Here is a 25,322-nt window from a genome sequence, read left to right as displayed (position 1 = left end):
GTGCCGGTAAAAACCGGACTGTTTGATTGTGGGTTGAAAATCACCGGCTGTCGCACCGGAGCTCAGGCAGTCCATTGCCTGAGCTGGAAGAATCACTATCCAAACTTTATCGGTGAAACGATATTTCGAAGTGTGGAGACCACACTCCAACCGGCTATGTGCGCGGTACTGCTATACACGTTGATACTGGCTCTAATACCATTACCCTGAATACGAATTTTGTGCTCATCTCCCACGTAATTAGGGGTTGACGTCATCGATACTTTCATATTCTCAGGGCCGACAGAAGCCAGTGAGGCGGCAACGGCAACGTTTACTTGGGTAGGAAAGCATTCAATGGCTTCAACTGCAGTCCCCTCAAAGACCGTTTTCTGTTGTCTTTCTAGCTCTGGGTCGTAGATGGACGAAGACCTCAACGATTTCGCGCCCTTCTCTGTATCGAAGCTTGCTTCATTTGCTCCCATTAGTGTCAAGGTGCTCAACACATCAAAGCCCCCTATCGCTCCCGAAACAATATGAACTTTTGAGGCTGACTTCTTGGCAACTTCCTGAACTTTTTCGTAGAATTCTTTATCAGCAAAAGCACCAATGGAAAGGGTGATTACGGACGTTCCTTGCTTCAAGGCAGGCACGATAAACTCTTTTAAAGCGTCTGGCGACGCTGCCTCTACAATGTAATCAGGGTTTAGCGTCAAAAGCTCATCAATGGATTGGCATGAAACGCAATGACGATCCCCTATAAAGTCATTGACTTTTTCACACAGTCGCTGAGAGTTAATTTTATTTCTTGAGTAGGCACCCACCAAAGCATATTCCGGAAGAAGCCCATTTAACTTTGCATTGACCACGACGTCGGAGAGTTTTCCGCATCCTACAAAGGCCAGAGTTTTCATTTTTACGCCTATAAATAATATCAATTTGAAGTAATCGGTTCATATAGCTATTCCTCTAATGGATAGCTACGACCACCTGTAATATATAAAAGCCAAATCACTGCCACTACGGATTTGGTCTAAAGTAATTTGAAATATTTTCAATAACCTTATCGCTTAAACGTACAAACGCTTGCCGCGTTCGTCCTGCTGAAGCTTCGACACACTGCACATTGCGATGAGACAGATACTTTTCGTTTCCCAGAGCTCCTAAGGAGTCACAGAAAAACAGGTTTTCGTTCTCTAACCATTTGGCGAAAGGAGCTTCATCCCAGGCGGGAGAAAGTCCGACGTTGAACAGCATTTTTCGGTTTCCTAAATACCTGAACTCCTCATCTCTTAATAAAATAACGTTTTTGTTCAAGCAACAAATGACTACTTCGCTACTGACAAGAAGCTCCTTGAGAGGAAGAAACATATAACCCTTCTTGCGAGCCTTTAGTTTTTCAGAGCGTGAGTAATATGCAATATTTGCTCCAAAAAACTTTAATGCATCTGCTATCATTCCTCCAAGTGTTCCTAACCCAACTATTCCGACATTCAGACCGGTTATTTCACGAGGTGTACCGGTCCATGGTTTGAGAAGAGCGCCCTTTTGTGTTCTCCCAAACCCATGCAGGCACCGAACCAATTCGCTGACTACATATTCTACGACGCCTTCATCGCCATAATCTCGAACGCCGACGACGGTGATTCCTCGAGATTGCGCATAATGGATATCAACGTTTGCAGATTCGGGAGAATAAAGGGAGCAGCACATTCCAATGTATCGAATATTCGGGCAGCGCGCCAAAGCCTCCTCTCCAAGATAAGTCGTATGGCTCAACAGTACCGCATCCGCTTCCCCAATGCGTTTTGCTATATCGTCTTGTGTTTTGGGTTTGTCTTGGTAGAGCGTTACTTCCTTCGCGTAATCATGCAATTTTAACTCAGCTGATGAAATTAAACTCAAGGGCTCAATTCCAACAATTTTAGAAAACACTTTTCTACACCTCTTCTTTAAAATCAACGGCAATCATAGACACGCTTATCCTGAAAGGCAACTCCATAGGTGATTGCGGCACCTTTGATCGTTTTCTTTGATGAGGTCCATGAGCTAGTTCAAAGCGAAGCTAGCTCTTATGGTTGACTTTATTCTCCGTTCAGGTAGTCTCTCGTTAATATTCGCCCAAAAGCAAACGGTGTCAACGTTTAATATGCATAATAGTATTGTTTTACGTTTTTTGATGTGGAGGCTTGCCCCCATCTTCCCCTCTTAACGAGTGCCTTCCCTGGCACTCGGGTTTCGGCGTGTCTGATGCTTAAGCCACCTTTAATCCTTTGATGTTTCACCCAGTGACACTGTAGGTCGGTAACTTGCTACTGAACGTGCATAATTAACGATAGTCTATCAGGAGGTGATTGTCTTGCATGCTGGAGAATGGTAAGTCCACGTTTTTCCATAAATGTTCAATATCTCTAATTAGAGGACTTGCATCATGGCAAAAACTGAAAAAAAACCGGCAAAGCGCTCTTTGAAAGAGAAGAGAGCTGCAAAGCGCGAACGCAAAGAAGCAATGAAAAAGGATTAGTAGTTTAACTGACTTCACTCGCCAAGGATGGCTTTCAGTCGTCCCCTCTTCCAAAGCGCCATAACCGATAATTACTCCAATGCCTGATCATGTGTGTGCGACATTGGAGTTTTTAGGGGCCACGTCGTTCAATCGGTGTCAAATTACGCCAAAGGCAAGCATCGCATCAGCAACGTGGCGAAAACTGGCAATATTGGCTCCTACGACATAATTGCCTTCCGCGTCAAACTCTTGAGCTGTTTCGTAGCAGTCACGGTGTATGTTGGCCATTATTTGCTGTAACCGATTTTCGGTTATTGCCGACACTATCGAATACCCGAGCAACGAATCATCCGGACTCTTTGCTCCGTTCATATTTTACAATGAACGTCTCATCGTTCTCGGTGTAATCGTACTGATGATTGATCGGGGGGTAGTCATTTTCAGCGAAGGCCGGTAATGTCGATAGAAGAATAGAAAAAGTGACAACTGGTCGAGATGATTTAAGCGCCATAATGAGTCCACCTGTATTGAGATTCCTTGGATATACCGCTGCGAGACGTGTAGTGTAGCCTCGCTCCCCATTATCGGAACGTTTTGTTAAAGGTGGGAGTAACTTCTCTATATAAATGATAAAGTCCCCTATTCCCATAACGATTATTCCGCGCCGTATGGCGCTCAGTTCGGAGAACCGATCATGAAGCTTGAATCACTGGCGTTGCATTGTGGCTATGATCCTGAGCCCACCACTCACGCGGCCACCACGCCGATCTATCAGACGACGTCCTATACCTTTGATGATACTCAGCATGGCGCTGATCTCTTTGATTTGAAGGTTCAGGGTAATATCTATACCCGCATCATGAATCCCACCAATGCGGTGCTGGAAGCTCGCATGGCGGCGATGGAAGGCGGTATTGGCGCCCTGGCGCTGGCTTCCGGTATGGCCGCTATCACTTATGCTATCCAGTGCATCACCGACGCCGGCGACAATATTGTCAGCACGAGTCAGCTGTATGGCGGCAGCTACAACCTGTTCGCCCACAGCTTTCCCCGCCAGGGTATTGAGGTCCGTATGGCCTCTTTTGACGATTTGCAGAAAATGGAAAGCCTGATCGATGATAAGACCAAGGCGCTCTTTTGTGAGTCGATCGGGAATCCCGCCGGTAATATTGTGGATATTCAGGCGTTGGCGGACATCGCTCACCGGCACGGTATTCCGTTAATTGTAGACAACACAGTGGCCACGCCATTTTTGTGCAAGCCGTTCGAGTTTGGCGCGGACATCGTGGTGCACTCTCTCACCAAATACATTGGTGGTCACGGCACGACCGTGGGCGGTGTGATTGTGGACTCCGGAAAGTTCGACTGGGTGGCCAACAAGAAGCGCTATCCGATGCTGAATGAGCCTGATCCGTCTTACCACAACGTGATTTATACCGAAGCGCTCGGGGAAGCCGCTTATATTGGCCGTTGTCGGGTCGTTCCGCTGCGCAACACGGGCTCGGCGTTGGCTCCCCACAGTGCATTTTTGATTATGCAAGGGCTTGAGACGCTTGGGCTTCGTATGGAGCGTCATTGCGAGAATGCGCTGAAGGTGGCTCAACACCTGAAACAGCATCCGAAAATCAATTGGGTTAACTACGCGGCGTTGCCAGACAGCCCCTATCAAGCCCTGTGCCAGAAAATCAGTGGCGGGCAGGCGTCAGGTATTTTGAGCTTCGGGATTAAAGGCGGGAAAGCGTCCGGTGCCCAGTTCATCGACGCACTGCAAATGATTTTGCGTCTGGTCAATATTGGTGATGCCAAATCGTTGGCCTGTCACCCGGCGACAACCACTCACCGCCAGTTGAATGAAGAAGAGCTTAAGTCGGCCGGTGTGTCGTCAGACCTGGTTCGTCTATCGATTGGTATAGAACATATCGATGATATTATCGCGGATATTGATCAGGCACTGGATAAAGTCAGCGCCTGATTCTCTAAATCCTTTAAGTCAGCCGGGGCTCCCCTGCCCCGGCTTCCTACCTTTTCCATGTCACCTATTAATCAGACACATTGAGTTTTTCATTCCGGAAAAGCACGGAGAAGAGCACCAGAACGACCAGCGCGAAAGCGGATGGGAAAAGCCAGATGCTGGTCCAGTCACGAGAGGCGTCGGCGTTCACAAAGTGGTCGGTAATGGCGCCGGCAGCCCAGAAGCCGATCAACATCCCTACCCCATACGTCGCTAAGGTAATCATGCCTTGCGCCGAGCTTTTGAATCTCTCTCCGGCTCGGGAGTCCGTATAGATTTGCCCGGAAACAAAGAAGAAGTCGTAGCAAATACCGTGCAGCGCAATGCCGATGATCAGCATGAAGACGAGTCCGTCAGCGTCGCCATAAGCGAACAGCAGGTAGCGTACCACCCAGGCCATCATGCCGATTAACAGGGTCAGCTTAATGCCAAACCGCTTCAGGAACACCGGCAGAAGAAGCATGAACAGCACTTCTGATACCTGCCCAAGCGCCATTTTGGCGGTAGCATTCTCTACGTTAATGTCGGTGAGAAACGGGTTGGCGTTCTGGTAGTAGAAGGCCAATGGAATACAGATCAGGACGGAAGACACGAAGAAGATGGCAAAATTGCGATCTTTCAGCAAAGCCAAGGCGTCCAGCCCCAGCACTTCGCGCATTTTCAGTTTTTCGCCCCGTGCCACTGCCGGTGGCGTTTTGGGCAGAGTAAAGCTGAACAGGCCCAATGCGACGGACGCCAGAGAGCACATCAGGAAGGTGTTGCGCAGCATGCCTTCGGAAAGGCCCAGCTGTGAGTCCCAGGAGAACACGTAGCTGATCATCAAACCGGCGACGACCCACCCGATGGTGCCCCACACACGAATCCTGGCAAACTCGCGCGAAGGATCGACCATTTGGCGAAACGATACCGAGTTAACCAGTGCCAGCGTCGGCATGAACAGAATCATGTAGACCAGCACAAAGGGATAGAAGGTGGAGAAGTCCTGTGCAGAATAGAGCTGGTACATCAGGACGGCGCCGACCAGATGCAGCAGTCCAAGAATCCGTTCGGCATTGAAGTAGCGATCCGCAATCAGACCAATGATAAACGGCGCAACAATGGCGCCCCAGGACTGAGTGGCGAAGGCCATGGCCGTTTGGCCACCGGTCGCACCCAGGTTATTGGCCAGGAAAGTGCCCAGGGTAACGAACCAGCCTCCCCAGATAAAAAACTGGAGAAACATCATTATGCTTAAGCGTGTTTTTACCATAATACAACTTCCAACTGATGAACACTTTAAGAGCGCCAAAGTGTATCAGCCGTCGATAAAAACCACCATCAAAGTGTCTGCTTCAACATCCCCTCATGTACATTTATTAACACTTACCTGAAAGAGGCAGCACTAGTACTGCTTCACCCTTCCGCCAATTTGAAATCAATGGTACTGCCGACAACAATGCACCACCCGCTGCATCATTTCCGGATCGCTCGGATTCTCACATTTTTCGGCAATGTCGCTGAGCGAAATCACGCCAACAAAATCCTTGTTCGTGCGGTTGTTTAATACAATCAAGCGTTGTACTGAATTTTGGAACATATTCTGCAAGACGTCCTTCACGTCTTCATCTTCATAGCAGTACAGAACTTTGCCACTCATGACACTGCTGACTTTGTCATCTGCGGTTTTACCGTTCGCCAGGGACCGCAGGGCGATGTCCCGGTCAGTGACCACCCCGACCAGTCTTTCCCGTTCGGCCACGGGGGTGAACCCTCGATCATCTTCCGCCAGCCGTTGTGCGGCCTCGCGAATGGTGGCATTGGCGTCGATATATTCCGGTTTGCTGCTCATCAGGGATTTGACTTGCATGATTCGACTCCTTTTCCATCGAGTAAAAGTAAATAGTGGATTGTGTTCTAATCAGATCCTGCATGGGTTAGGACCCTGCATCCGGCCCCAAATTCCTTCAATAAACGGGCGTCCCTGAAGAATGTGTTAGGGCGGGATATTGACATTCAAGGGGGGTACCCCCATTGTGCTAGCTGACGCCATTATTCGGATTGATCATGAGCCAGCCCGCGCCATCCTGTCGCGACATCGCCGTTTCTCGTCAGCCAGCCAGAGCCGTCTGGCTGGCGCTGGTGCTGTTGTCGGGCCTGGTCTTCAGCGTTGGGACCAGTCAGCCGGTCGCCACGGACGCTGACTCTGGCCTGCTCAGTGGCGCCCAGTCCATTGAAATGGGTGCCCCCAGCGATCTTTCCGGCTGGAATCCACGGTTGCGTTCGTCCAGTTCTGACGGCGAGCCAGATTGGAAGCCGCCTTATTTGGTGGTAACTCGACACGCCCCTTTCAACATTCACCCGACCGGCACGCAAGGGCAACGCCCTTCGTATTCAGCAGATACATTCCCCCGTTTTGCACCAGCGGAGGTCCATCCGCCACGCGCCCCACCCCTCGGTTAATGCCTGACAGCCACTTTCCATAACACGCATTTTCCGAGGACTTTTGCATGAAATCCCTGAGATCCCGGGCCATCGTCTATGGCCTGGTTGTTTTATTGGGCCTGCTCAGCGCCCTGCCCAACCTGTTGTCGGCCCCCAGCGCCGACAAGCTGCCCGACTGGTATACGCAGAACCAACTGGCACTCGGCCTGGACCTGCGCGGCGGCTCCCATCTGTTATTGAATGTTGACACCAGTGAACTGGCGCTCGATGAACTTCCTCCGGGGCAACGCCAGGCGGCGCTGGATGATGTCGTAGAGCGCAGCCTGGAAATGGTGCGCCGCCGCCTGGACGAAACCGGCCTTGTGGACCCGACGATCACTCGCCAGGGAGAGGATGGCATTTTGGTGCAGCTTCCCGGCGTGGACGATCCTGCCCGTATTCGGGAGCTGCTCGGCACCACTGCCAAAATGACCTTTCACTGGGCTGCCAGTGGTCGTTCGCTGGGGCCGGTAATGACGCTAAAAGGCAATGGCTCCGAACAGACATACCGGCTGGAAAAACGGGTAGCGATGGCCGGCGAGCATATTCGTGACGCGCAAATGGCGTTTCACCCCGATACGGGAGAGCCTATTGTGACCTTTGAGCTGGACAAGGAGGGCGCCCGACTCTTCGGTGATATGACACGACATAATGTGGGGCGGGCGCTCGCGGTCGTGCTGGATGACGACGTGCTGACCGCGCCGGTTATTCGCTCGGTGATCGCTGGGGGCCGCGGTGAAATCAGCGGTAGTTTTACTACCACCGAAGCCAGCGACCTCGCGTTGTTGCTGCGCGCTGGTGCCCTGCCCGCGCCACTGGATGTCGTGGAAGAGCGCACCGTGGGGCCGGAACTGGGCAGTGATTCCATTGCGATGGGCGTAAGCACGGGCCTGATTGGTACGCTGCTGGTCTTCGGGTTTATGTTGACGATTTATCGTCGCTGGGGATTGATCGCGTGCACGGCCCTGGCGCTGAATATCGGTCTGATTTTTGGCGCGTTGAGCCTGTTTCGCGCCACGCTCACGTTGCCCGGCATCGCCGGTATTATTCTCAGTATCGGCATGGCGGTGGATGCGAATATCCTGATCAACGAACGCATCCGCGAAGAGGCCCGGAATGGCGGTTCTGCGCTGAAATCGTTGAGTGCGGGGTTTGATCGCGCCTGGAGTACCATTCTCGACTCCAATGTAACCACCTTGATCGCTATAAGCTTGCTGTTCCTGTTTGGAAGCGGACCAGTGCGAGGTTTCGCGGTCACCATGGCCATTGGTTTGCTCACCTCGATGTTCACCGCGATTGGTGTAACGCGATTGCTCATGGAATGGCGGGTGCGAAAGCTGGGGCGTCAGCCGCTGCGCATTCCCGGTCCGGCATTTCTCAGTCGGCTCGGCAAAAAACCGCTGAATATCATGCGCGCCCGCTTTATGGGCATTGCCGTTTCCGCCGTTCTGTCGTTGGCCTCCATCGGCCTGTTTTTCCAGCCGGGACTGACCTACGGCATTGATTTTACCGGCGGCAGCGTCGTGGAAGTGAAGGCGGATGATCTGTCGGTTGAGACGTTGAGACTCAGCCTGGATGATCCGGCACTGGCCGGCCTTGCCATTCAGGAGTTTGGTGAGCCGGGGTATTTTCAGGTTCGCCTGCCCGCCCAGACCGCGGACCAAGTGGCTTCCGGCGAGCTGGTGTCCCTGTTGAAATCCGACGTTCTGGAAACGGCGCCAGACGCGACCTTCCCACGCGTGGAAATGGTCGGCCCTAAAGTCAGTGGCGATTTCAGCGAAGCCACCATTCTGGCTATTCTGATGGCGGGCGCGGGCATGCTGGCCTATCTCTGGATACGGTTTGAGTCACATTTTGCGCTGGCTGCCACTCTGACACTGGCGCTGGATCTGGCCAAAACCATTGGCTTTTTTGTCCTCGCGGGCGTCGAGTTCAACCTGACGGCGGTGGCGGCGTTGCTGGCGCTAATCGGTTACTCGGTAAACGACAAAGTCGTGGTGTTTGACCGCATTCGCGAACGTTTGCGGGAAACACCCGACCGCCCGTTGATACCCTTGATGAACGACAGCATCACGTCCACGTTAACGCGCACAGTCCTGACGTCGGTCACCACATTCATCGCGATTATTCCCATGGCCGTCGCTGGAGGCGACGCGGTGGCCAGTTTCGCACTGCCGATGCTCTTTGGCATTGTGGTCGGCACCAGCTCTTCCGTTTTTATCGCTGCTCCTATGCTGTACTGGTTGAGCCAACGACGCCTGAAAAAAGGCATGCCGCAGCTGCGACCGACAGCGGAAGAAAGGCGCGAGGCGCTGGACGGTATGCCGTAACCGTCAACCGGACCGTCAAACCTGAGTTGGCAGACAGGGGAGGAAAGCCGTATGCTTGAGGGTATTGGTACGACAGCAGTGACTCGCAACAAGGAGCCCTCATGGCGAACGACTCGTACACCCCGACCACAGGTCGCCCCGTCTATCTGGTAGACGGGGTGCGCACGCCCTTCCTCAAAGCCCGGGGACGCCCCGGGCCCTTCACGCCGGTCGATCTTGCTGTGCAGGCCGGACGCTCACTGCTGCTGCGACAGCCCATGGCGTCCAGCGAATTCGATCAGGTTATTCTCGGCTGCGTGAATGTCATTTCGGAGGAAATGAACCCGGCCCGCGTTGCAGCACTGCGCCTGGGAATGGGTGAAGCCATGACGGCGTTTACCGTGCAGATCAACTGCGGTTCGGGCATGCAGTCGCTGGACACGGCGTATCACTATATTCAAGGTGGAAGCGCCGATTTGATTCTCGCCGGGGGCGCCGAAGCACTGAGTCACTCTCCCCTGCTCTTTCAACAAAAAGCCGTTAACTGGTTTGCCGAGCTAGAGACGGCCAAAACCTTCGGTCAGCGCCTGAAGGCGCTTTCCCGATTTCGCCCTTCGATGCTGGCGCCGGTGATCGGCCTGGAACGCGGTCTGACCGATCCGATTGCGGAGCTGAACATGGGGCAAACCGCCGAGGTTATTGCCCAGTTATTTGGCATCACCCGACAGCAGGCCGACGAGTACGCGGTGCAAAGCCATTTACGGCTGGCTCGTGCGCAAAAAGAAGGCTGGCTGAAAAACGAGGTGGTCCCCGCCATTGCGGCGGACGGTCGCATTTTCACCGAAGACGACGGGGTGCGTCCGGACAGTTCGGTAGCACACCTGGCTAAACTCAAGCCGGTGTTCGAGCGCCCGTACGGCATTGTCACGGCGGGCAACAGCTCGCAAATCACCGACGGCGCGTCCTGGATGATTCTCGCCTCCGAGGAAGCGGTTAACCGATATGAACTAACGCCACGGGCGGTGATTACCGACAGCTGTTGGTCGGCGCTGGACCCGGAAATCATGGGGCTCGGACCGGCAATGAGCATTGCCGAACTGATGACTCGTCACCAGCTTCAAACCGATGATATTGATCTGTGGGAACTGAATGAAGCCTTTGCGGCGCAGGTGCTCGCCTGCCTGGCCGCACTGGATGACGATACGTTTTGCCGCAACGCCCTGGGTCTGGAACAGCGCATCGGTCGAATTGATCCGGAAACCCTTAACGTGGATGGTGGCGCGGTGGCCCTGGGTCATCCGGTGGGCACCAGTGGCAACCGCATAGTGTTGCACCTGGTCAACGCCCTGGAGCGAAAGGGGCTGAAACGTGGCATTGCCACGCAGTGTATTGGCGGCGGCCAGGCTGGCGCCATGCTGATTGAACGCGTTTAAGGAGAGCACGATGACTGGTCCTGTGTATTCTGCCCTGCAAGTGCGCGCCCTGGAACTGGGCCCTTTCGGATATCGCCCGGACGGGGACAGCCCCTGGCAACACTGGCAATTGCAGCGCGACGATGAAGGCGTGGCCTGGCTGTTGCTGAATAAAGCCGACAGTCGTGTCAACGTATTGTCGGCCGAGGTACTGGAAGAGCTCGGCCAAGTGGTCGAGACTTTGCACAACACTTTGCAAACAGATCCGCCCAAAGGGCTGGTGTTGCGCTCGGGGAAAGTCGGCAGCTTCTGTGTGGGGGCGGACATCAAGGAGTTCCGCCACCTGCATTCGGAATCCGAGGTCGAAGAAAAACTGAACCGCGCCCACGCGCTGGTCAAACGGCTCAAGGATCTTCCTTTTCCCACCGTGGCGGTTATTCACGGCGCCGCCCTCGGCGGCGGACTGGAACTGGCGCTGTGCTGTGATTATCGCATTGCTATTGAGGGCGCGACCTTTGGTACACCGGAAGTTTTGCTGGGTCTGCATCCCGGCCTTGGCGGCACCGGGCGACTGGTCGATCTCATCGGTCCGATTCCGGCCATGACAATGATGCTGACCGGCAAGAATACGCGTGACCGAAAAGCCAAATCCCAAGGGTTGGTGGATGCCGTTGTGCAGGAACGGCACGTCGCCAATGCCGTGCGCTTTGCCCTCACCGGCAAACTGAAACGCAAAAAAGGCGGCTGGCAAAATACGCTGTTCCGTATCGATCCCCTGCGTCGTTTCGTTGGTCGAAAAATGCGCGCGCAGGCCGCCCAAAAAGCGCCACCGGAGCATTACCCTGCACCGTCTGCATTGGTTGACCTGTGGGAGAAACACGGACGCAATGGCAAGGATTTGCTACGCTACGAAGTGTCCTCATTCGCCCGGTTACTGACCAGTGAAACCTCCCGTAATCTGGTGCGCGTCTTTTTCCTGCGCGAACAGATGAAGTCGCTGACCAACGTGGGGGACGACATTTCACCGATCCGGCAAGTACACGTGATTGGTGCCGGTGCCATGGGTGGGGATATTGCCGGGTGGTGTGCCCTTCAAGGCTTGCGTGTGACGCTGTTCGACACACAGCCCGAAATGATTGCCAAAGCCATCGGAAAAACCGCCGACCTGTGCCGCAAGAAACGCATGAACACCGCTCAGACTCGCGCGGTACTGGACCGGCTGGTTCCGGATTTCTCGCACCAGGCCATTGGGCAGGCGGACCTCGTTCTGGAAGCGGTGCCCGAAAAGCTGGAGATAAAACACAAGGTGTTCTCGACGGTGGAGCCGCAGTTAAAACCCGGTGCCATTCTGGCCAGTAACACCTCGAGTATTCCGCTCGAGCAATTACAGGATGGCCTGCAGCAGCCCGAGCGTCTGGTGGGTGTGCACTTCTTCAACCCGGTGGCACAGATGCAACTGGTCGAAATCGTTGAGCACAGTGCATTGAGTGATGACACCCGTCAACGGGCGCTGAAATTTGTGGGACAGATCAGCCGACTGCCGGCACCGGTTTCCAGCGCGCCGGGCTTTCTGGTCAATCGCGCCCTGACGCCTTACCTGATTGAAGCGATCATGATGCTGGATGAAGGCCACAAAGCGGAGAGTATTGACCGGGTGGCGCTGGATTTCGGCATGCCCATGGGCCCCATCGAACTGGCTGACCAAGTGGGCCTGGATATCTGCCTGGGTGTGGCGGATATGCTGCGCGAACGATTGGATAATAACCTCCCCGAAACGCCTGCCTGGCTTCGTAAAAAAGTAGAGGAAGGCAAGCTCGGCAAGAAAACCGGTGAAGGCTTGTACACCTGGGAAAACGGCAAACCGAAAGAGTCCGATAACGCACCCAGAGCACCCGAGGAAATATTGGACCGTTTGATTTTGCCGCTGCTTAACGCCTGCATGGCCTGCCTGCGGGAAGACGTGATCGACAACGAAGAGCTACTGGACGGCGCCATGATTTTCGGCACCGGCTTTGCGCCTTTCCGGGGCGGACCGATGAAGTACGCTCACGAGCGCGGGTTCGAAGATATTCGGGTGCGCTTGCAGCAATTGGCTCAGTTACACGGGGAGCGCTTTGCTCCCGACCCCGGCTGGAGAACGGACGCACCCACCACGGAATTGGTTAGCGAATAATGGCGACGGATTTAATCAGTGCCCAGAGCGTTTGTCCGGGACGAACCTGTAAATGCTCAAAGGAACGGCGGGTAAGCCGGGCGAGCAGATAATCGTCCCCGGCCCGGAGTCGCACCAGACAATGGGCCGGGTGTTGATCATTACCCACCGACTCCACGCTGACCGGAATCTGGTTCAGAACACTGGCTTCGGAAATGGCGTTTTGGGCGAGGCTGACGTCGCTGGCGAGAATCCGAAGGCGCACGTCCTTCCCCGGATGATCCCCCTCATCGGGAACGGTCAAGACGCTACCGAGACATCGAACGTCCACCAAATGCCAACGGGCATCGCGGGAAACGACCTGGCCGCTAAGCATAACGCCGGTGTCCGGCCCTTGCAGGCCAGGAAGGTCTATTCGCGAAAAAACATCATTCACACCTCCCTCTGCGACGACTCTCCCCTGATCCAGTACCACGGCGTGCGAGGCCAGACGGGCGACCTCTTCCAGCGCATGACTGACGTAGATGATCGGCAGCTCAAACGCGGTGCGCAGCCGTTCCAGATACGGGAGGATTTCCTGCTTTCGGGCACGATCCAGAGACGCCAACGGCTCATCCATCAACAGCAGGCGCGGTCGAATTAACAAAGCTCGTGCTATCGCCACTCGCTGACGCTCGCCACCGGACAGGTTCTCCGGATAACGCGACAGCAAGGCGTCAATGCCCATGACGGAGAGTACCTGTTGATACAGTTCATCCGTCACCCGAGTGGCCGCTCGCCGCATGGCATAGGCCAGATTACCGCCAGCCGACAGGTGGGGAAACAGGCTGGCCTCCTGAAAAACATAACCCACCGGGCGTTTGTGGGCAGGCTTGAAGTGCTCGGCACTCTGCCACGAGTCGCCTTGCACAACCAGTTTTCCTTCGTCGGGTTTTTCCAGCCCCGCCAGGCAACGAAGGAACGTGGTTTTGCCCGAGCCCGATGGGCCGTAAATGGCGGTCACGCCCTGGGCGGGTACACTAAGATTTGTATTCAGTTCGAAGTGGTTGCGACGTTTCAGAATAAACCGGGCATCAATCGTCTCGCTCACGACCGCACTCCATAAGCCATCACGCCCGAACGTCGGCGCTGCAGAGTGTACAGCAGGAACAGTGTCACGAAGGAAAACAGTACCATCAGCAGCGCGAGGCTGTGCGCGTTGTCATAGTCCAACGCTTCCACATGATCATAAATCTGCACCGACACCACTCGGGTTTCGCCGGGGATGTTGCCGCCAATCATCAAGACCACACCGAACTCCCCCACGGTGTGGGCAAAGCCAAGGATGGTGGCGGTAATAAATCCGGGTCTGGCCATGGGCAGGACGACGGTAAAAAAACGATCCCAGGGTCCCGCGCGTAGAGTCGCGGCCACTTCCAGCGGGCGATTACCCAGGGCTTCCATGGCGTTTTGAAGCGGTTGCACCACAAACGGTAACGAATAAAAGACAGAGGCGACCACCAGCCCCCAGAACGTAAACGGCAAGGTACCGAGCCCCAGGCTTTCGGTGAACTGCCCGACGGCGCCGTTTGGACCCAGTGCCAGGAGCAGATAAAAACCCAAAACGGTGGGCGGCAACACCAATGGTAAGGCGACTACGGCGCCGACGGCGCCCTTCCACCAGGAACGGGTGCGCGCCAGCCACCAGGCAATCGGTGTCCCAATCACGAGCAGCAACAGCGTTACGGTCGTGGCCAGGCGAAGCGTGAGCCAGATGGCCTGCCAGTCGGCGTCAGAGAGTGTCAAGGTGCTTCAGCCGCTACACGGTAGCCGTAGGATTCCATAATGCGCACGGCCGATTCTGTGCGCAGAAACGCCATCAGGGCTTTCGCACCAGCGTTATTCTCGGCGCGCTTCAAAATGACGGCATCCTGACGGATGGGGTTGTATAGATCGAGGGGGATGCGCCAGAACGACCCGCCGTCGATGTGGCCATCGCTCATGATTTGCGACAAGGCCACAAACCCCAGCTCCGCATTGCCCGAGCGAACGAATTGATACGTCTGGCCAATGTTTTCGCCCTGGACCCACTTGGGACGAGTGGCTTCCAGCAACTCCAGGTTGCTCAGTACCTCGGTGGCGGCGACACCATAGGGCGCGAGCCGAGGGTTGGCCAATGCCAGCTTGCGGAAGTGCCCACGGCCCAACACAATACCGCGCTCATCCACCAGTTCCGGCCGGGAGGACCACAGCACAAGAGCGCCCAGCGCGTAAGTAAACCGGCTGCCGGGTACGATGCGCCCTTCGCGCTCGAGCGCTTCCGGCTTCTGCTGGTCGGCCGACAGGAAAACGTCAAAAGGAGCGCCATTATTGATTTGTGCGTAGAACTTACCGGACGAGCCGAAAGAAAGTGCCAGTTCGTGACCGGTGCTGGCCTCGAAAGGTTCGGCCAGCGCTTTCATGGTGTTGGTAAAATTCGCAGCCACCGCCACATTGATGGTTTCCGCTTGTACGGTTGGTGTCAGCAGCATTGCGGTCAGCAGCGCTGTCCAATGATGTCGAAGCATTATGCCCCACCGCCGTTTATTCCAGTGAATGTTCGGTAACGCCTACTATAGCGTACTCTACGGCTAAAAATCATGGTGAGGATTTTGATAAGACGACAGGAAGAGGTGTCTCTCTACGAAGCGATTGGCTTTGCGATGCCCTGCTCTTTTTGAATCAGATCGTGTAACAACTGGTTTCCCGGCTCTTCCAATAGCTCCATTTCCAGCCCTTTCCCCATTAGCGTCTTTTTGACCACCAGTGCGCCCACGCGGCAGCGCTGTTCGCCTTTTATGCGGCCCGCGAGAAGCACTTCCAGTTCCAGCCGTTGCAGTTCGCGTACATCCTGATACTCGGTTTCCAGATAAAGGCCGTGGCGACTGCCGTTGATAATACGCCCGGTAGCCACCGGAGTGCCGTGCTTGTAGATCAACGCATTCAGTTGCAACGGCACGCGTCGGCTCGCGTAATGATCCATAGTGTCATGATTCCCGTTGTAATAATTCATAACCACACCTCGTTATCAGGAGTCATTCATAGCGTGTCGTCGGGTCAGTGCCCGGTTGGGTTCGCGCCCGTACAGCAGCAGCCAGTGTCGCAGTTGCCCGGCCAACCCGTCGGGTACCTGGTCCCATGAAAAGCGCCAGCGCCAATTACCGCTGTCTGTACCGGGCGTGTTCATGCGGTGCTGACCGTCGAGCCCCAGGAGATCCTGCATGGGGATGATCGCCAGGCGTGCCACGGAAGCCAGTGCCAGGCGTATTAGCAGTTCAGGCATGCGCTGTTCACTCCCGTAGCAATAGTCCGTCACCCGGTCGCGTACTTCCTCCCCCTGAGCATTGAACCAGCCCAGGCTGGTATCGTTGTCATGCGTACCGGTATACACCACCGTATGCGGTGAGTATTCGTGGGGCAGATGGGGGTTATCGGACTGACCATCAAAGGCAAATTGCAGTACGGCCATGCCCGGCAAATGAAACGACTCTCTGAGCGCTTCCACTTCCGGGGTGATAAAGCCAAGATTTTCCGCCACCACTGGAAGTTTTTTGTGCTCCCGAAGCAGCGCGTTCAGCAGGGCTTTTCCGGGCGCTTCTACCCATTGCCCCAATTTGGGTAAGGGTGTTTTCGCGGGAATTTCCCAATAAGCCTGAAGACCTCGAAAGTGATCCAGCCGGACCAGGTCGAACCCTTCAATCTGTCGGTTCAGGCGCGCTCGCCACCAGCGAAACCCGCTGGCCTGCATTTCATCCCAGTTGTAATGAGGGTTGCCCCAGTGTTGCCCTTCTTCCGAAAAGTAATCCGGGGGAACGCCTGCGACGGTTAATGGCTGGCCATCCGCATTCAGGCGAAACAGGTTTTGGTTGGCCCAGACATCCGCACTATCGTGTGCCACAAAAATGGGAATGTCGCCCATCAGTGCGACTTGGCGCTCGGCGGCGTACTGGCGGAGCTGGCGCCACTGGAGGTCGAATACAAACTGCTCGAAGCGAAACACCTCCACAGCGTCCGCCAATGTCCGCCGCAGGTTGGCCATGGCCTGTGGACGGCGTGATCGTATTTTCTTGGGCCACTGCGTCCATTCCTGTGTTTGAAAATGCGCCCGCAACGCCATGAACAAGGCGTAATCTTCCAGCCAGTCTCTGTGCGAGTGACAAAACCGCTGGTACGCATCGCGCGGCTCTGTTGATCCCAAGAACCTTCTGGCGGCCTTCTCACGCATGGTTTTGGTGTTTGTCTGAGTGCGCTCTTCTTCTGTTAACCAGCCTCGAGCCACAAGATCATCTGGATCAATCAGTTCCGGATTGCCGGCCAACGAGGACAAAAGCTGGTACGGCGAGCGGTTGTCGTGAGTGGGTCCGGTCGGCAACATTTGCCAGACGGTAAAACCGCTTTGTGAGAGGAAGTCCACGAACCGGCGGGCATGCTCCCCTATCGTGCCGAACTGACCCGGTCCGGGGAGCGACGTGGGATGCAGCAACACACCGGCGCGTCGGTCGCGCAGCAAAGCGTGAGGTTGATCCCGGCGAATCATTCCGGGTGCTCCTCGTGGCCGCGACGCATGACACCGCCCGCCTGAGGCGATCCGCCACCCTGGCTCAATGGGTGTGACAGATTCTCCGGCACAGGCTGTTGCAGGAAGGTATAGAGGTTAGAGAGGTGCCGACGATACAACACATCGAAATCCCTCACGCTTTCCGCCGGATTGTAATCCCCGAGCCACCAGAACCAGTCCGAGCCTTCACACTGGGCCAGCTGTTGTTCGGCGTCCGTCGCTGCTTTTTCGTCGAGAGCGTCGTGGTGTTGATCATACGCACGCTTGGCGTCACACAAGCGATCCCAGGCGAGATTTTTATCGGCGTCACCGAGCCAGGTGGAGAAGGTACCGTACACCCAACTGCCCGCGACCAGGTGATCGAGCGCAACGGGTTCCGGGGGGGGTTCGCGGGACAGTAATTCGTGATAAGTGGTCAGCGTCAGCCGCTCATGCGTGGCGATACGTCGGTATAGCGCCTCCAGAAAATGCCAGGCATTTTCGGGATAATACTCCCAGGCATTCTCTCCATCCATAATAATGGAAATCACCGTATCGTCGGGATTGCCACTGCTTTCGGCGATAGACACCATGTGGTTGATTAAATCACCGACCGCATCCTCGGCATGCCAATCGGCGTACTGAAAGCCGATCAGGTCCGATAGTCCATCGTCTCGAAAAAAGCAGCGCAATGATTGCCCCGGCACGGTGAATGCCCGGTGAGCCACTGTGTGTTCATGCGGTGAGCGCGCCTGATTCTGTAAGCTGTTGTGAAGCACGGAATCGCCCGTGGCCGTCCAGAAAAAACCGCTTTCTTCCAGGAGTGTTAATGTGGCATCACTCAGAGCACCTTCCGAGGCCCAGCAGCCGGAAGGCCGTCCGCCAAAATAGCGTTCGAAAACGTCCAGCCCTCGTTCAATGTGCCATTGGGCTCGCGCACGCCCTCCCGGATAGTGGTCATGTTTTGGTAACACCACGTCGGGCATGGCTTCTCTGGCCGAGGCGAAGTCCAGTAACAACGGCAGGATGGGATGTGCGTACGGGCTCATACTCAACTCGATGCGCCCTTCTTCCCATAGCTGTTTATAACCTGGCTTCAGTACTCGGAACTGGTTGGCAATGACTTCCATTAACGCGGTGCGGTCCTCCGGGGTAAACCCGCCGCCCTTGGCTTCCAGTGCGTTCACGCGCGGATCTTCCCGACGCACAAACTCGCCCAGCCAGGCCAGGTGATACCACACCACCAAATCAATCAGGTACTGAGGGTTCAGGTAGCACTGCTGCTGAGGGTTTTCGGCAATCACATCCATGGTATCGGCCAGAAACCGATACGCGGGAAACCGCTCAATCATCCGCCCCCGTTGTGCGCGCAGACAATGGTTGGCCAACGTCCAAAAGGCATCGCTTCCCGGTTCCGGCAAGGTTTCCTGTACGAGTGCGGCGAGTATGGAGTCTCGTATCGGGATGGCCTTGTCAAGCCAGCCATCCACTTGCTCCCGATAATCTTCCAGCTGCTCCAGAAGAATCGGGGAGAAATTCACCACGGCCCGAGCCTGCGGCTGCGCTTGCAAGTGCCGCAACATGTCGCTGTAATCTTTCAACGCGTGCAAATAAGTCCATGGAAAATCATAGTGGCCGTTCTGATGATTGCGATAGTCGGGCTGGTGCATATGCCAGCACAGCACGACTGGTACTGGCTTGCTGGCCGTATCAGGAGACATGCGGATACTCCTTATCAAGCATTTCCGGTGTCACCAGAACCACGCCTTTGGGCGATACATGAAAACGCTGGCGATCAGCTTCGGTGTCGAACCCGATGTCGGTGCCGGGTGGTATCTGGCAGCTGCGGTCAATTAACGCGCGACGAATGCGACAGTTCCTGGCGACATCCACACTGGGAAACAGCACCGAGTCTGTAACCTCGCTGTAGGAGTGAATGCGCACGCGGGGAAACAACAAAGAGTGCTGGATATGCGCCCCGGAAACAATGCAACCACCAGCCACCATGGAGTCCACCGCCGAACCGCGACGACCTTTTTCGTCAAAGACAAATTTCGCCGGGGGCACCTGTTCCTGATACGTCCAGATCGGCCACAGCGAGTCGTAAAGATCCAACTCTGGAGTAAATCCGGTCAGCTCCAGATTGGCTTCCCACAGTGAGTCAATTGTCCCGACATCCCGCCAATACGCTTTGCCGCCGGACACCGGGTCACGAAAAGGAAACGCCATCACGCGACGGCTTTTCATCAGCGAAGGAATAATGTCTTTGCCAAAATCGTGGGAGGAACCCGGCAGGTGCTGGTCGTTCAACAGTTCACGAAACAGTACTTCCGTGTTAAATACATAAATGCCCATCGAGGCCAGGGCCTGATCCGGAGCGCCGGGCATTGGCTCGGGTTTTGAGGGTTTTTCCTGAAAGCGCACAATTCGGTGGTCGCTGTCGATTTGCATGACACCGAAGGCACTGGCTTGTTCGAGAGGTACTTCGATACAGCCAACGGTGATATCGGCGGCACGTTCAACATGCGCGGCCAGCATGGTGCCGTAATCCATTTTGTAGACGTGGTCACCGGCGAGAATCAGCACGTACTCCGGGTTGTGACGGCGAATAATATCCAGGTTCTGTAACACCGCATCCGCTGTGCCGGCATACCAGTTTTGACCCATGCGCTGCTGGGCCGGAAGCCGTTCGACAAACTCCCCCAGCTCCCCGCCGAGAAAACCCCAGCCGCGTTGAAGATGACGATCAAGGGAATGGGATTTGTATTGCGTCAGGACACTGATGCGGCGAATACCGGAGTTCACGCAGTTGGAAAGGGGAAAATCAATAATGCGAAATTTGCCGCCATAGTGCACAGCGGGTTTGGCTCGCCAGTTGGTTAACTCGTGCAGCCTTGAGCCTCGACCTCCAGCTAATACTACCGCCAGGGTCTCCCGTGTCAGGCGACTGACAAAGCGTCCGGATGTCGAAGTCAGCATAGCGTCTCCCCTGAGCAAGCTAATCGTGTTCGTGATGGATTTTCATAAGTGGAGCATGATGAGTTGAGCAATAACAGTGCCAAAGAGTTCCCTTTCAAAACTGGCTACGTCAATTAACCACGTCAATTATCTACGTCGAACAGGCACGGTTTGTGCGTCATCCATTAAGTGTAGTCATAAAATGACAGACTTATGGAAGCGCTGGCAATATATCAGCAACCCGATTACGCTTTAACGACAGGTCCCAACGAGTGGATGCTATATGCCAGAAAGTGAGCTGAAGGATATCGGGACGCGCCTGGCACAGGCTCGTCATCACGACCCGTTTCAAGTGCTCGGCCACCATCCGGTAGCGGGGTTATCCGACGAAGGTATTTATCGGGCATTTTTGCCCGACGCCGATCATGTATCGGTGCAACAGGTCAGTGGACAACCGGTATCGCTGACCGCCATCGGTGCCGGGGGGATTTGGGAATGGCGAGGCCGACGCGACGATCTGCCGCCTCACCCCTGGCTCCACTGGACAGATAGAGAGGGTCGCACTCACTCGGAGCAGAGCCCGTACACCTTTGCCCCACAAGTGGGCGAGATGGATTTACACCTGTTCAATGAAGGGCGACACTGGAACATTTACGACAGGCTGGGGGCACACCCGAAAGCCGTGGACGGTATTTCCGGGGTGGGTTTTGCGGTGTGGGCGCCCGGTGCCGAAAGAGTCAGCGTGGTGGGCGATTTCAATGGCTGGGATGAGCGCTGCCACATGATGCGCTCTCTGGGTGCCAGTGGTGTCTGGGAGTTGTTTATTCCCGGTGTACCAGTCAACCATCTTTATAAGTTTTCCATTCGTCACCGGGAAACCGGCCAGGTTGTGTTAAAAACCGACCCCTATGGTCGAGCCTTTGAAGTGCGTCCCGCCACCGCGGCGCGCATCCTTTCGAGCTCCGATTACCAGTGGCAGGACAGCGAATGGCTGTCCCAAAGAGCGCTGTGGGATTGGCAGCGCGAACCACTGTCGGTTTATGAAGTACACCTTGGATCCTGGCGTCGTCAGGCCGATGGGCATTTTCTCAATTACAGGGCGCTGGCCCACGAGTTGGTGACGTATGTGCAGCCACTTGGTTTTACTCATGTGGAGTTGTTGCCCGTTTCCGAGCATCCGCTGGATGACTCATGGGGCTATCAAACTACGGGTTATTACGCGCCAACCAGCCGATTTGGTACGCCGGATGACTTTCGGTACTTCATCGATACGCTTCATCAAGCCGGTATCGGGGTGTTATTGGACTGGGTCCCCGCGCATTTTCCCAAAGACGAACACGCCCTGGCCCGCTTTGATGGCACAGCGTTGTATGAACATGAAGATCCCCGCCGTGGTGAGCACCGGGACTGGGGCACATTAATCTACAACTATGGGCGTAACGAAGTACGGAATTTTTTACTGGCGAACGCGCTGTACTGGTTAAAGGAGTTTCACCTGGATGGGTTTCGGGTGGATGCTGTGGCTTCCATGTTGTACCTGAATTATTCCCGGGAAGACGATGACTGGATACCAAATCGTGACGGAGGCAACGAAAACCTCGAAGCGGTGGATTTTTTAAGGCAACTTAACGAACTCTGTCACGGAGCCTGCCCGGGCGTTGTGTTATTGGCCGAAGAGTCCACCGCGTGGCCCCAGGTCACTCGCCCCGCCTGGGCGGGTGGATTGGGATTTTCCATGAAGTGGAACATGGGCTGGATGCACGACACTCTGGCGTATATGAGGCACGATCCGATCCACCGCCAGTACCATCACGAGCAGTTAACGTTCGGAATGATGTACGCGTTCAGTGAGAACTTCATGTTGCCGCTCTCTCACGATGAAGTGGTGCACGGCAAAGGCAGTTTGATCAACAAAATGCCGGGCGACCATTGGCAGCGTTTCGCCAACTTGCGCCTGCTTTACAGCTATCAGTGGACTTATCCCGGGACCAAACTTTTATTCATGGGACAGGAGTTTGCGCAATGGCGCGAATGGGCGCATCAGGAAGAGCTGGAATGGGCTCTGCTCGATCAGGAAGCGCACCAGGGAGTGCATCAATCACTTTGCGACCTTAATCGCCTCTATCGCGAGCGCAGCGAGTTGCATCAACGCCATTTTCAGGGCGAAGGCTTTGAGTGGATTGACTGCCACGATGCCTCGCAATCGGTCATTAGCTACCTGCGTGCCAGCGATGACGGTTTTTTGATTGTGGTATTGAATTTTACGCCCTCGCCGCATCCTCACTACCGCCTCGGTGTGCCGTTGCCGGGGGTGTACCGGGAAATCTTTAACTCTGATTCCACCTATTACGGGGGCAGCAATCTGGGCAATCCGTTGTCCCTGACCACTGACGACAGGCGTTGGATGAACCGCCCCTGCTCCATTGAATTAACCCTGCCACCGCTCGGTGCGCTGATTCTGGAGCGGGAACACCCATGAATATTCTGTTTATGGCCAGTGAAGCGTTTCCGTTTATCAAAACCGGCGGACTGGCCGATGTGGCCGGCGCCCTCCCCCGCGCCTTGATGAAACGCGGTCACTCTGTGCATCTAATCGTGCCGGCTTACCAGTCGTTGCTGGCCCGAATCCGCGCGGGTGAAGTCCCCTCCGTGGCGCTGAAATTGACGACGACATTGACTCTGGAGGGAGAGCGCGTGGCGTTGTGGCGAACGCGCTTGCCCGGCACTCGTGTGACCGTTTGGCTGGTGGATATCCCGGCGTTTTCCGAACGTTCGGGCAATCCCTATACGGGTCTCGATGGCCGCGACTGGCCTGATAATCATCAACGGTTTTTCCGCTTTTGCCAGGCAGCGGTCGCCGTAGCCACCAACCGGGCGGGCTTGAACTGGAGCGCGGATCTCGTGCACGCCAATGACTGGCAGTGTGGCATGGCCTGCTGGTTGCTTCGACAAACCCCCTCCGCTCCGCCGAGTGTTTTTACCATACACAATCTCGCCTACCACGGTCTGTTCAGCCAACCGGCTCTGTATGATCTCGGTTTGCCCGATACCTTGTGGCAACCGGATTATCTGGAGTTTTACGGGCAGTTGTCGTTTATCAAGGCCGGTCTGGTTTTTGCGCACCGCTTGACCACCGTCAGCCCTGGCTACGCCCGTGAAATTCAAACCCCGGACATGGGACATGGCCTCGACGGTTTACTGCGCGCCCGCCACGATGACTTAAGCGGTATTCTCAATGGCATTGATACCGAGGTATGGCATCCGGGTCGTGACCGGTATCTGGCCACGCCCTATAACCAGCACCGTCTTCAGCGGAAAAGCCTGAACACGGCTGACTTGCGCAAGCAGCTCGGGCTCACGATGATAACGGAGCAACCGTTAGTGGGGTTTGTCGGGCGAATGGTGGCACAGAAAGGCCTGGATCTTTTACTGGCGGTGTTGCCCGAATACCTTCAGAAATCGGCATTGCAGCTGGTCGTGCTCGGCAAGGGAGACCCACATTATGAGCAGGCTTTTGCAAAGCTGGCTCTGACATTTCCCGATACCGTGTCGGTCACACTGGGGTACGACGAGGCGCTCGCCCACCGTATTGAAGCTGGCGCCGACCTGTTTTTAATGCCCTCTTTATTTGAGCCCTGCGGCTTGAACCAACTGTACAGTCTTCGTTATGGGGCTTTGCCGCTGGTTCATGCGGTTGGCGGGCTTGGCGACACGGTAGTGGATGAGGGAAACCCTGTGCGGGACAACGGCTTTTGCTTCCACCGCCCACAACCGGATGCGCTCTCTGCAGCGCTAAGCAGAGCCTTGGAAATGTACGAAAAAGACACGTCGGCCTGGCGTCAACGCCAACGCAATGCCATGGGTGGGGACTACTCCTGGAACCAGAGCGCGGCGGCTTATGACCAGTTGTATCAGAAGACGCTGTCCAGCGTTTGATCTGTCACGGTCAAAAGCCGCCCGTCTTTATCGCCGTTATCCGTTCAAACGAAAACGTTGCGTCATTTCCTGAAGTTGCTGAGCCAGTCGTGCCAGTTCCTCACTGGAGCGAGACGTCTCTTCTGAGCCGGAAGCGGACTGATCGGCAATATCACTGATACGTTGCACACTGTGGCTGACTTGCTCGGAAGCCGCGCTTTGCTGCGTGGCCGCCGAGGCAATTTGGACATTCATGTCCGCAATGTCACCCACGGCTTTTGCAATCCGCTTCAACGCCTGTGCCGCTAGTTCACCGCGCTCGACGGTATTTTCTGCGCTGCTTTGATTCGCTTCCATCGAGGTAACGGCCTGCTCGACCCCCTGTTGCAGCTCGCTGATTAACTGCTCGATTTCGGTCGTGGATTCCTGAGTACGCTGAGCGAGCGTTCTCACTTCGGAGGCCACTACCGCAAAACCGCGTCCCTGATCGCCCGCTCGCGCCGCCTCGATAGCCGCATTCAATGCAAGCAGGTTGGTTTGCTCGGCGATGCTTTTAATCACATCCAGTACGGTACTGACGTTATTGCTGTTTTGGCGAACGCGCGTCACGGTATCAGCGGACTGTCGGATGTCGCTTGCCAGCGCCAGGATGGATTCCTGACTCGAGCGCACCAGTTTTTCGCCTTCTCCGCTGTTTTCATCGGCTTCTTTTGCCAGATTGGAAGCCTGTTCGGCACTGCCCGCCACCTCCTGAATACTGGCGGTCATCTCGGTCATGGCGGAGGCCACTTGATCCACTTCCTGTTTTTGTTCCTGTACACCCTCAGCGGTTGGTACCGTAACCGCCGATAGCTCCTCGGCGGCCGAGGCTATTTCATCGGAACTGGTTTGCAAGGCAGCAACCATATCCTGCAAACCCTGAATCATACTATCCAGCGCCTGCAGCACCTGGCCGACTTCGTCTTTTCCGGCGTTGGGCACGGAAACCGCAAGATTGCCGCCCGCGACTTCCCGGGCGATTCGCGCCGCGGCCGTCAATGGTGGAACAATGGAGCGCGTAATCAG

The 25,322-nt window shown here is 55.4% G+C and carries 20 protein-coding genes; 7 read left to right on the top strand and 13 right to left on the bottom strand.

Annotated elements, in window-relative coordinates; translation table 11 throughout:
- Positions 1 to 95: 95 nt before the first annotated feature.
- The 3 genes from ACQCLF_RS11885 to ACQCLF_RS11875 form a co-directional block, all read right to left on the bottom strand.
- Positions 96 to 893 (bottom strand): aspartate dehydrogenase domain-containing protein, encoded by a 798-nt coding sequence (locus tag ACQCLF_RS11885; RefSeq protein ID WP_426987528.1) that lies wholly within the window; start codon positions 891 to 893, stop codon positions 96 to 98.
- 106 nt (positions 894 to 999) lie between these two features.
- Positions 1,000 to 1,914, bottom strand: a complete 915-nt coding sequence (locus tag ACQCLF_RS11880) for an NAD(P)-dependent oxidoreductase (protein ID WP_426987526.1) — start codon at positions 1,912 to 1,914, stop codon at positions 1,000 to 1,002.
- A 727-nt stretch (positions 1,915 to 2,641) separates the two neighbouring features.
- Positions 2,642 to 2,857, bottom strand: a complete 216-nt coding sequence (locus tag ACQCLF_RS11875; RefSeq protein ID WP_426987524.1) for a hypothetical protein — start codon at positions 2,855 to 2,857, stop codon at positions 2,642 to 2,644.
- Between the two features lie 322 nt (positions 2,858 to 3,179).
- Between ACQCLF_RS11875 and ACQCLF_RS11870 the strand changes: the two genes are divergently transcribed.
- Entirely contained in the window at positions 3,180 to 4,457 is a 1,278-nt protein-coding gene (locus tag ACQCLF_RS11870) for an O-acetylhomoserine aminocarboxypropyltransferase/cysteine synthase family protein (protein ID WP_426987522.1), read from the top strand.
- Positions 4,458 to 4,524: 67 nt separating this feature from the next.
- Here the strand turns inward: ACQCLF_RS11870 and ACQCLF_RS11865 are convergent, their stop codons facing one another.
- Together ACQCLF_RS11865 and ACQCLF_RS11860 are read right to left on the bottom strand one after the other, a co-directional pair.
- A complete protein-coding gene (locus ACQCLF_RS11865; protein WP_426987520.1) occupies positions 4,525 to 5,745 on the bottom strand; it encodes a nucleoside permease in 1,221 nt (406 codons plus the stop codon).
- 165 nt (positions 5,746 to 5,910) lie between these two features.
- A complete protein-coding gene (locus tag ACQCLF_RS11860) occupies positions 5,911 to 6,342 on the bottom strand; it encodes a CBS domain-containing protein (protein WP_426987518.1) in 432 nt (143 codons plus the stop codon).
- Between the two features lie 197 nt (positions 6,343 to 6,539).
- Here ACQCLF_RS11860 and ACQCLF_RS11855 point away from each other — a divergent pair, with 197 nt between their 5' ends.
- The 4 genes from ACQCLF_RS11855 (at position 6,540) to ACQCLF_RS11840 (ending at position 12,850) form a co-directional block, all read left to right on the top strand.
- Positions 6,540 to 6,935, top strand: a complete 396-nt coding sequence (locus ACQCLF_RS11855) for a hypothetical protein (RefSeq protein ID WP_426987516.1) — start codon at positions 6,540 to 6,542, stop codon at positions 6,933 to 6,935.
- A 47-nt stretch (positions 6,936 to 6,982) separates the two neighbouring features.
- Positions 6,983 to 9,286: a protein translocase subunit SecD gene (gene secD, locus ACQCLF_RS11850; protein ID WP_426987514.1), complete on the top strand. Its 2,304-nt coding sequence runs from the start codon at positions 6,983 to 6,985 to the stop codon at positions 9,284 to 9,286.
- A gap of 101 nt (positions 9,287 to 9,387) precedes the next feature.
- Positions 9,388 to 10,698, top strand: a complete 1,311-nt coding sequence (locus ACQCLF_RS11845) for an acetyl-CoA C-acetyltransferase (RefSeq protein ID WP_426987512.1) — start codon at positions 9,388 to 9,390, stop codon at positions 10,696 to 10,698.
- Between the two features lie 10 nt (positions 10,699 to 10,708).
- Positions 10,709 to 12,850: a 3-hydroxyacyl-CoA dehydrogenase NAD-binding domain-containing protein gene (locus ACQCLF_RS11840; RefSeq protein ID WP_426987510.1), complete on the top strand. Its 2,142-nt coding sequence runs from the start codon at positions 10,709 to 10,711 to the stop codon at positions 12,848 to 12,850.
- Here the strand turns inward: ACQCLF_RS11840 and modC are convergent.
- From modC to glgC, 7 genes are all read right to left on the bottom strand, one after another.
- Entirely contained in the window at positions 12,840 to 13,919 is a 1,080-nt protein-coding gene (modC, locus tag ACQCLF_RS11835; RefSeq protein WP_426987508.1) for a molybdenum ABC transporter ATP-binding protein, read from the bottom strand. The two genes, ACQCLF_RS11840 and modC, sit on opposite strands and share 11 nt — an antisense overlap.
- Complete coding sequence (gene modB, locus ACQCLF_RS11830; protein WP_426987506.1) at positions 13,916 to 14,614, bottom strand: molybdate ABC transporter permease subunit; 699 nt, start codon at positions 14,612 to 14,614, stop codon at positions 13,916 to 13,918. Before modB ends, modC begins: the two co-directional genes overlap by 4 nt.
- Entirely contained in the window at positions 14,611 to 15,375 is a 765-nt protein-coding gene (gene modA / locus ACQCLF_RS11825; protein ID WP_426987504.1) for a molybdate ABC transporter substrate-binding protein, read from the bottom strand. Before modA ends, modB begins: the two co-directional genes overlap by 4 nt.
- 113 nt (positions 15,376 to 15,488) lie before the next feature.
- Positions 15,489 to 15,860 carry a hypothetical protein gene (locus ACQCLF_RS11820; RefSeq protein WP_426987502.1) on the bottom strand — a complete coding sequence of 124 codons (372 nt, stop codon included), beginning with the start codon at positions 15,858 to 15,860 and terminating at the stop codon, positions 15,489 to 15,491.
- A gap of 15 nt (positions 15,861 to 15,875) precedes the next feature.
- Positions 15,876 to 17,384, bottom strand: coding sequence for a 4-alpha-glucanotransferase (malQ, locus tag ACQCLF_RS11815; RefSeq protein WP_426987500.1), 1,509 nt, complete (start codon positions 17,382 to 17,384; stop codon positions 15,876 to 15,878).
- A complete protein-coding gene (locus ACQCLF_RS11810) occupies positions 17,381 to 19,105 on the bottom strand; it encodes a glycoside hydrolase (protein ID WP_426987498.1) in 1,725 nt (574 codons plus the stop codon). Before ACQCLF_RS11810 ends, malQ begins: the two co-directional genes overlap by 4 nt.
- Positions 19,095 to 20,363 (bottom strand): glucose-1-phosphate adenylyltransferase, encoded by a 1,269-nt coding sequence (glgC, locus tag ACQCLF_RS11805; RefSeq protein ID WP_426987496.1) that lies wholly within the window; start codon positions 20,361 to 20,363, stop codon positions 19,095 to 19,097. Before glgC ends, ACQCLF_RS11810 begins: the two co-directional genes overlap by 11 nt.
- Before the next feature lie 262 nt (positions 20,364 to 20,625).
- Here glgC and glgB point away from each other — a divergent pair, with 262 nt between their 5' ends.
- A complete protein-coding gene (glgB, locus tag ACQCLF_RS11800) occupies positions 20,626 to 22,821 on the top strand; it encodes a 1,4-alpha-glucan branching protein GlgB (protein WP_426987494.1) in 2,196 nt (731 codons plus the stop codon).
- Positions 22,818 to 24,278: a glycogen synthase GlgA gene (gene glgA / locus ACQCLF_RS11795; protein ID WP_426987492.1), complete on the top strand. Its 1,461-nt coding sequence runs from the start codon at positions 22,818 to 22,820 to the stop codon at positions 24,276 to 24,278. Before glgB ends, glgA begins: the two co-directional genes overlap by 4 nt.
- Positions 24,279 to 24,314: 36 nt before the next feature.
- Here glgA and ACQCLF_RS11790 read toward each other — a convergent pair whose 3' ends face one another.
- Positions 24,315 to 25,319, bottom strand: a complete 1,005-nt coding sequence (locus ACQCLF_RS11790; protein WP_426987633.1) for a methyl-accepting chemotaxis protein — start codon at positions 25,317 to 25,319, stop codon at positions 24,315 to 24,317.
- Between the last annotated feature and the right edge of the window lie 3 nt (positions 25,320 to 25,322).

Source organism: Marinimicrobium sp. ARAG 43.8 (assembly GCF_050113635.1).
Taxonomy (GTDB): domain Bacteria; phylum Pseudomonadota; class Gammaproteobacteria; order Pseudomonadales; family Cellvibrionaceae; genus Marinimicrobium.
The sequence above is the reverse complement of the archived record's forward strand: the minus strand, read 5'-3'. Positions and strand labels throughout refer to the sequence as shown.

Coding starts and splice junctions, on each gene's coding strand:
- ACQCLF_RS11885 (WP_426987528.1), bottom strand. CDS start 893: ATGAAAACTCTGGCCTTTGTAGGATGCGGAAAACTCTCCGACGTCGTG.
- ACQCLF_RS11875 (WP_426987524.1), bottom strand. CDS start 2,857: ATGAACGGAGCAAAGAGTCCGGATGATTCGTTGCTCGGGTATTCGATA.
- ACQCLF_RS11870 (WP_426987522.1), top strand. CDS start 3,180: ATGAAGCTTGAATCACTGGCGTTGCATTGTGGCTATGATCCTGAGCCC.
- ACQCLF_RS11865 (WP_426987520.1), bottom strand. CDS start 5,745: ATGGTAAAAACACGCTTAAGCATAATGATGTTTCTCCAGTTTTTTATC.
- ACQCLF_RS11860 (WP_426987518.1), bottom strand. CDS start 6,342: ATGCAAGTCAAATCCCTGATGAGCAGCAAACCGGAATATATCGACGCC.
- ACQCLF_RS11855 (WP_426987516.1), top strand. CDS start 6,540: ATGAGCCAGCCCGCGCCATCCTGTCGCGACATCGCCGTTTCTCGTCAG.
- secD (WP_426987514.1), top strand. CDS start 6,983: ATGAAATCCCTGAGATCCCGGGCCATCGTCTATGGCCTGGTTGTTTTA.
- ACQCLF_RS11845 (WP_426987512.1), top strand. CDS start 9,388: ATGGCGAACGACTCGTACACCCCGACCACAGGTCGCCCCGTCTATCTG.
- ACQCLF_RS11840 (WP_426987510.1), top strand. CDS start 10,709: ATGACTGGTCCTGTGTATTCTGCCCTGCAAGTGCGCGCCCTGGAACTG.
- modA (WP_426987504.1), bottom strand. CDS start 15,375: ATGCTTCGACATCATTGGACAGCGCTGCTGACCGCAATGCTGCTGACA.
- ACQCLF_RS11820 (WP_426987502.1), bottom strand. CDS start 15,860: ATGAATTATTACAACGGGAATCATGACACTATGGATCATTACGCGAGC.
- malQ (WP_426987500.1), bottom strand. CDS start 17,384: ATGATTCGCCGGGATCAACCTCACGCTTTGCTGCGCGACCGACGCGCC.
- ACQCLF_RS11810 (WP_426987498.1), bottom strand. CDS start 19,105: ATGTCTCCTGATACGGCCAGCAAGCCAGTACCAGTCGTGCTGTGCTGG.
- glgC (WP_426987496.1), bottom strand. CDS start 20,363: ATGCTGACTTCGACATCCGGACGCTTTGTCAGTCGCCTGACACGGGAG.
- glgB (WP_426987494.1), top strand. CDS start 20,626: ATGCCAGAAAGTGAGCTGAAGGATATCGGGACGCGCCTGGCACAGGCT.
- glgA (WP_426987492.1), top strand. CDS start 22,818: ATGAATATTCTGTTTATGGCCAGTGAAGCGTTTCCGTTTATCAAAACC.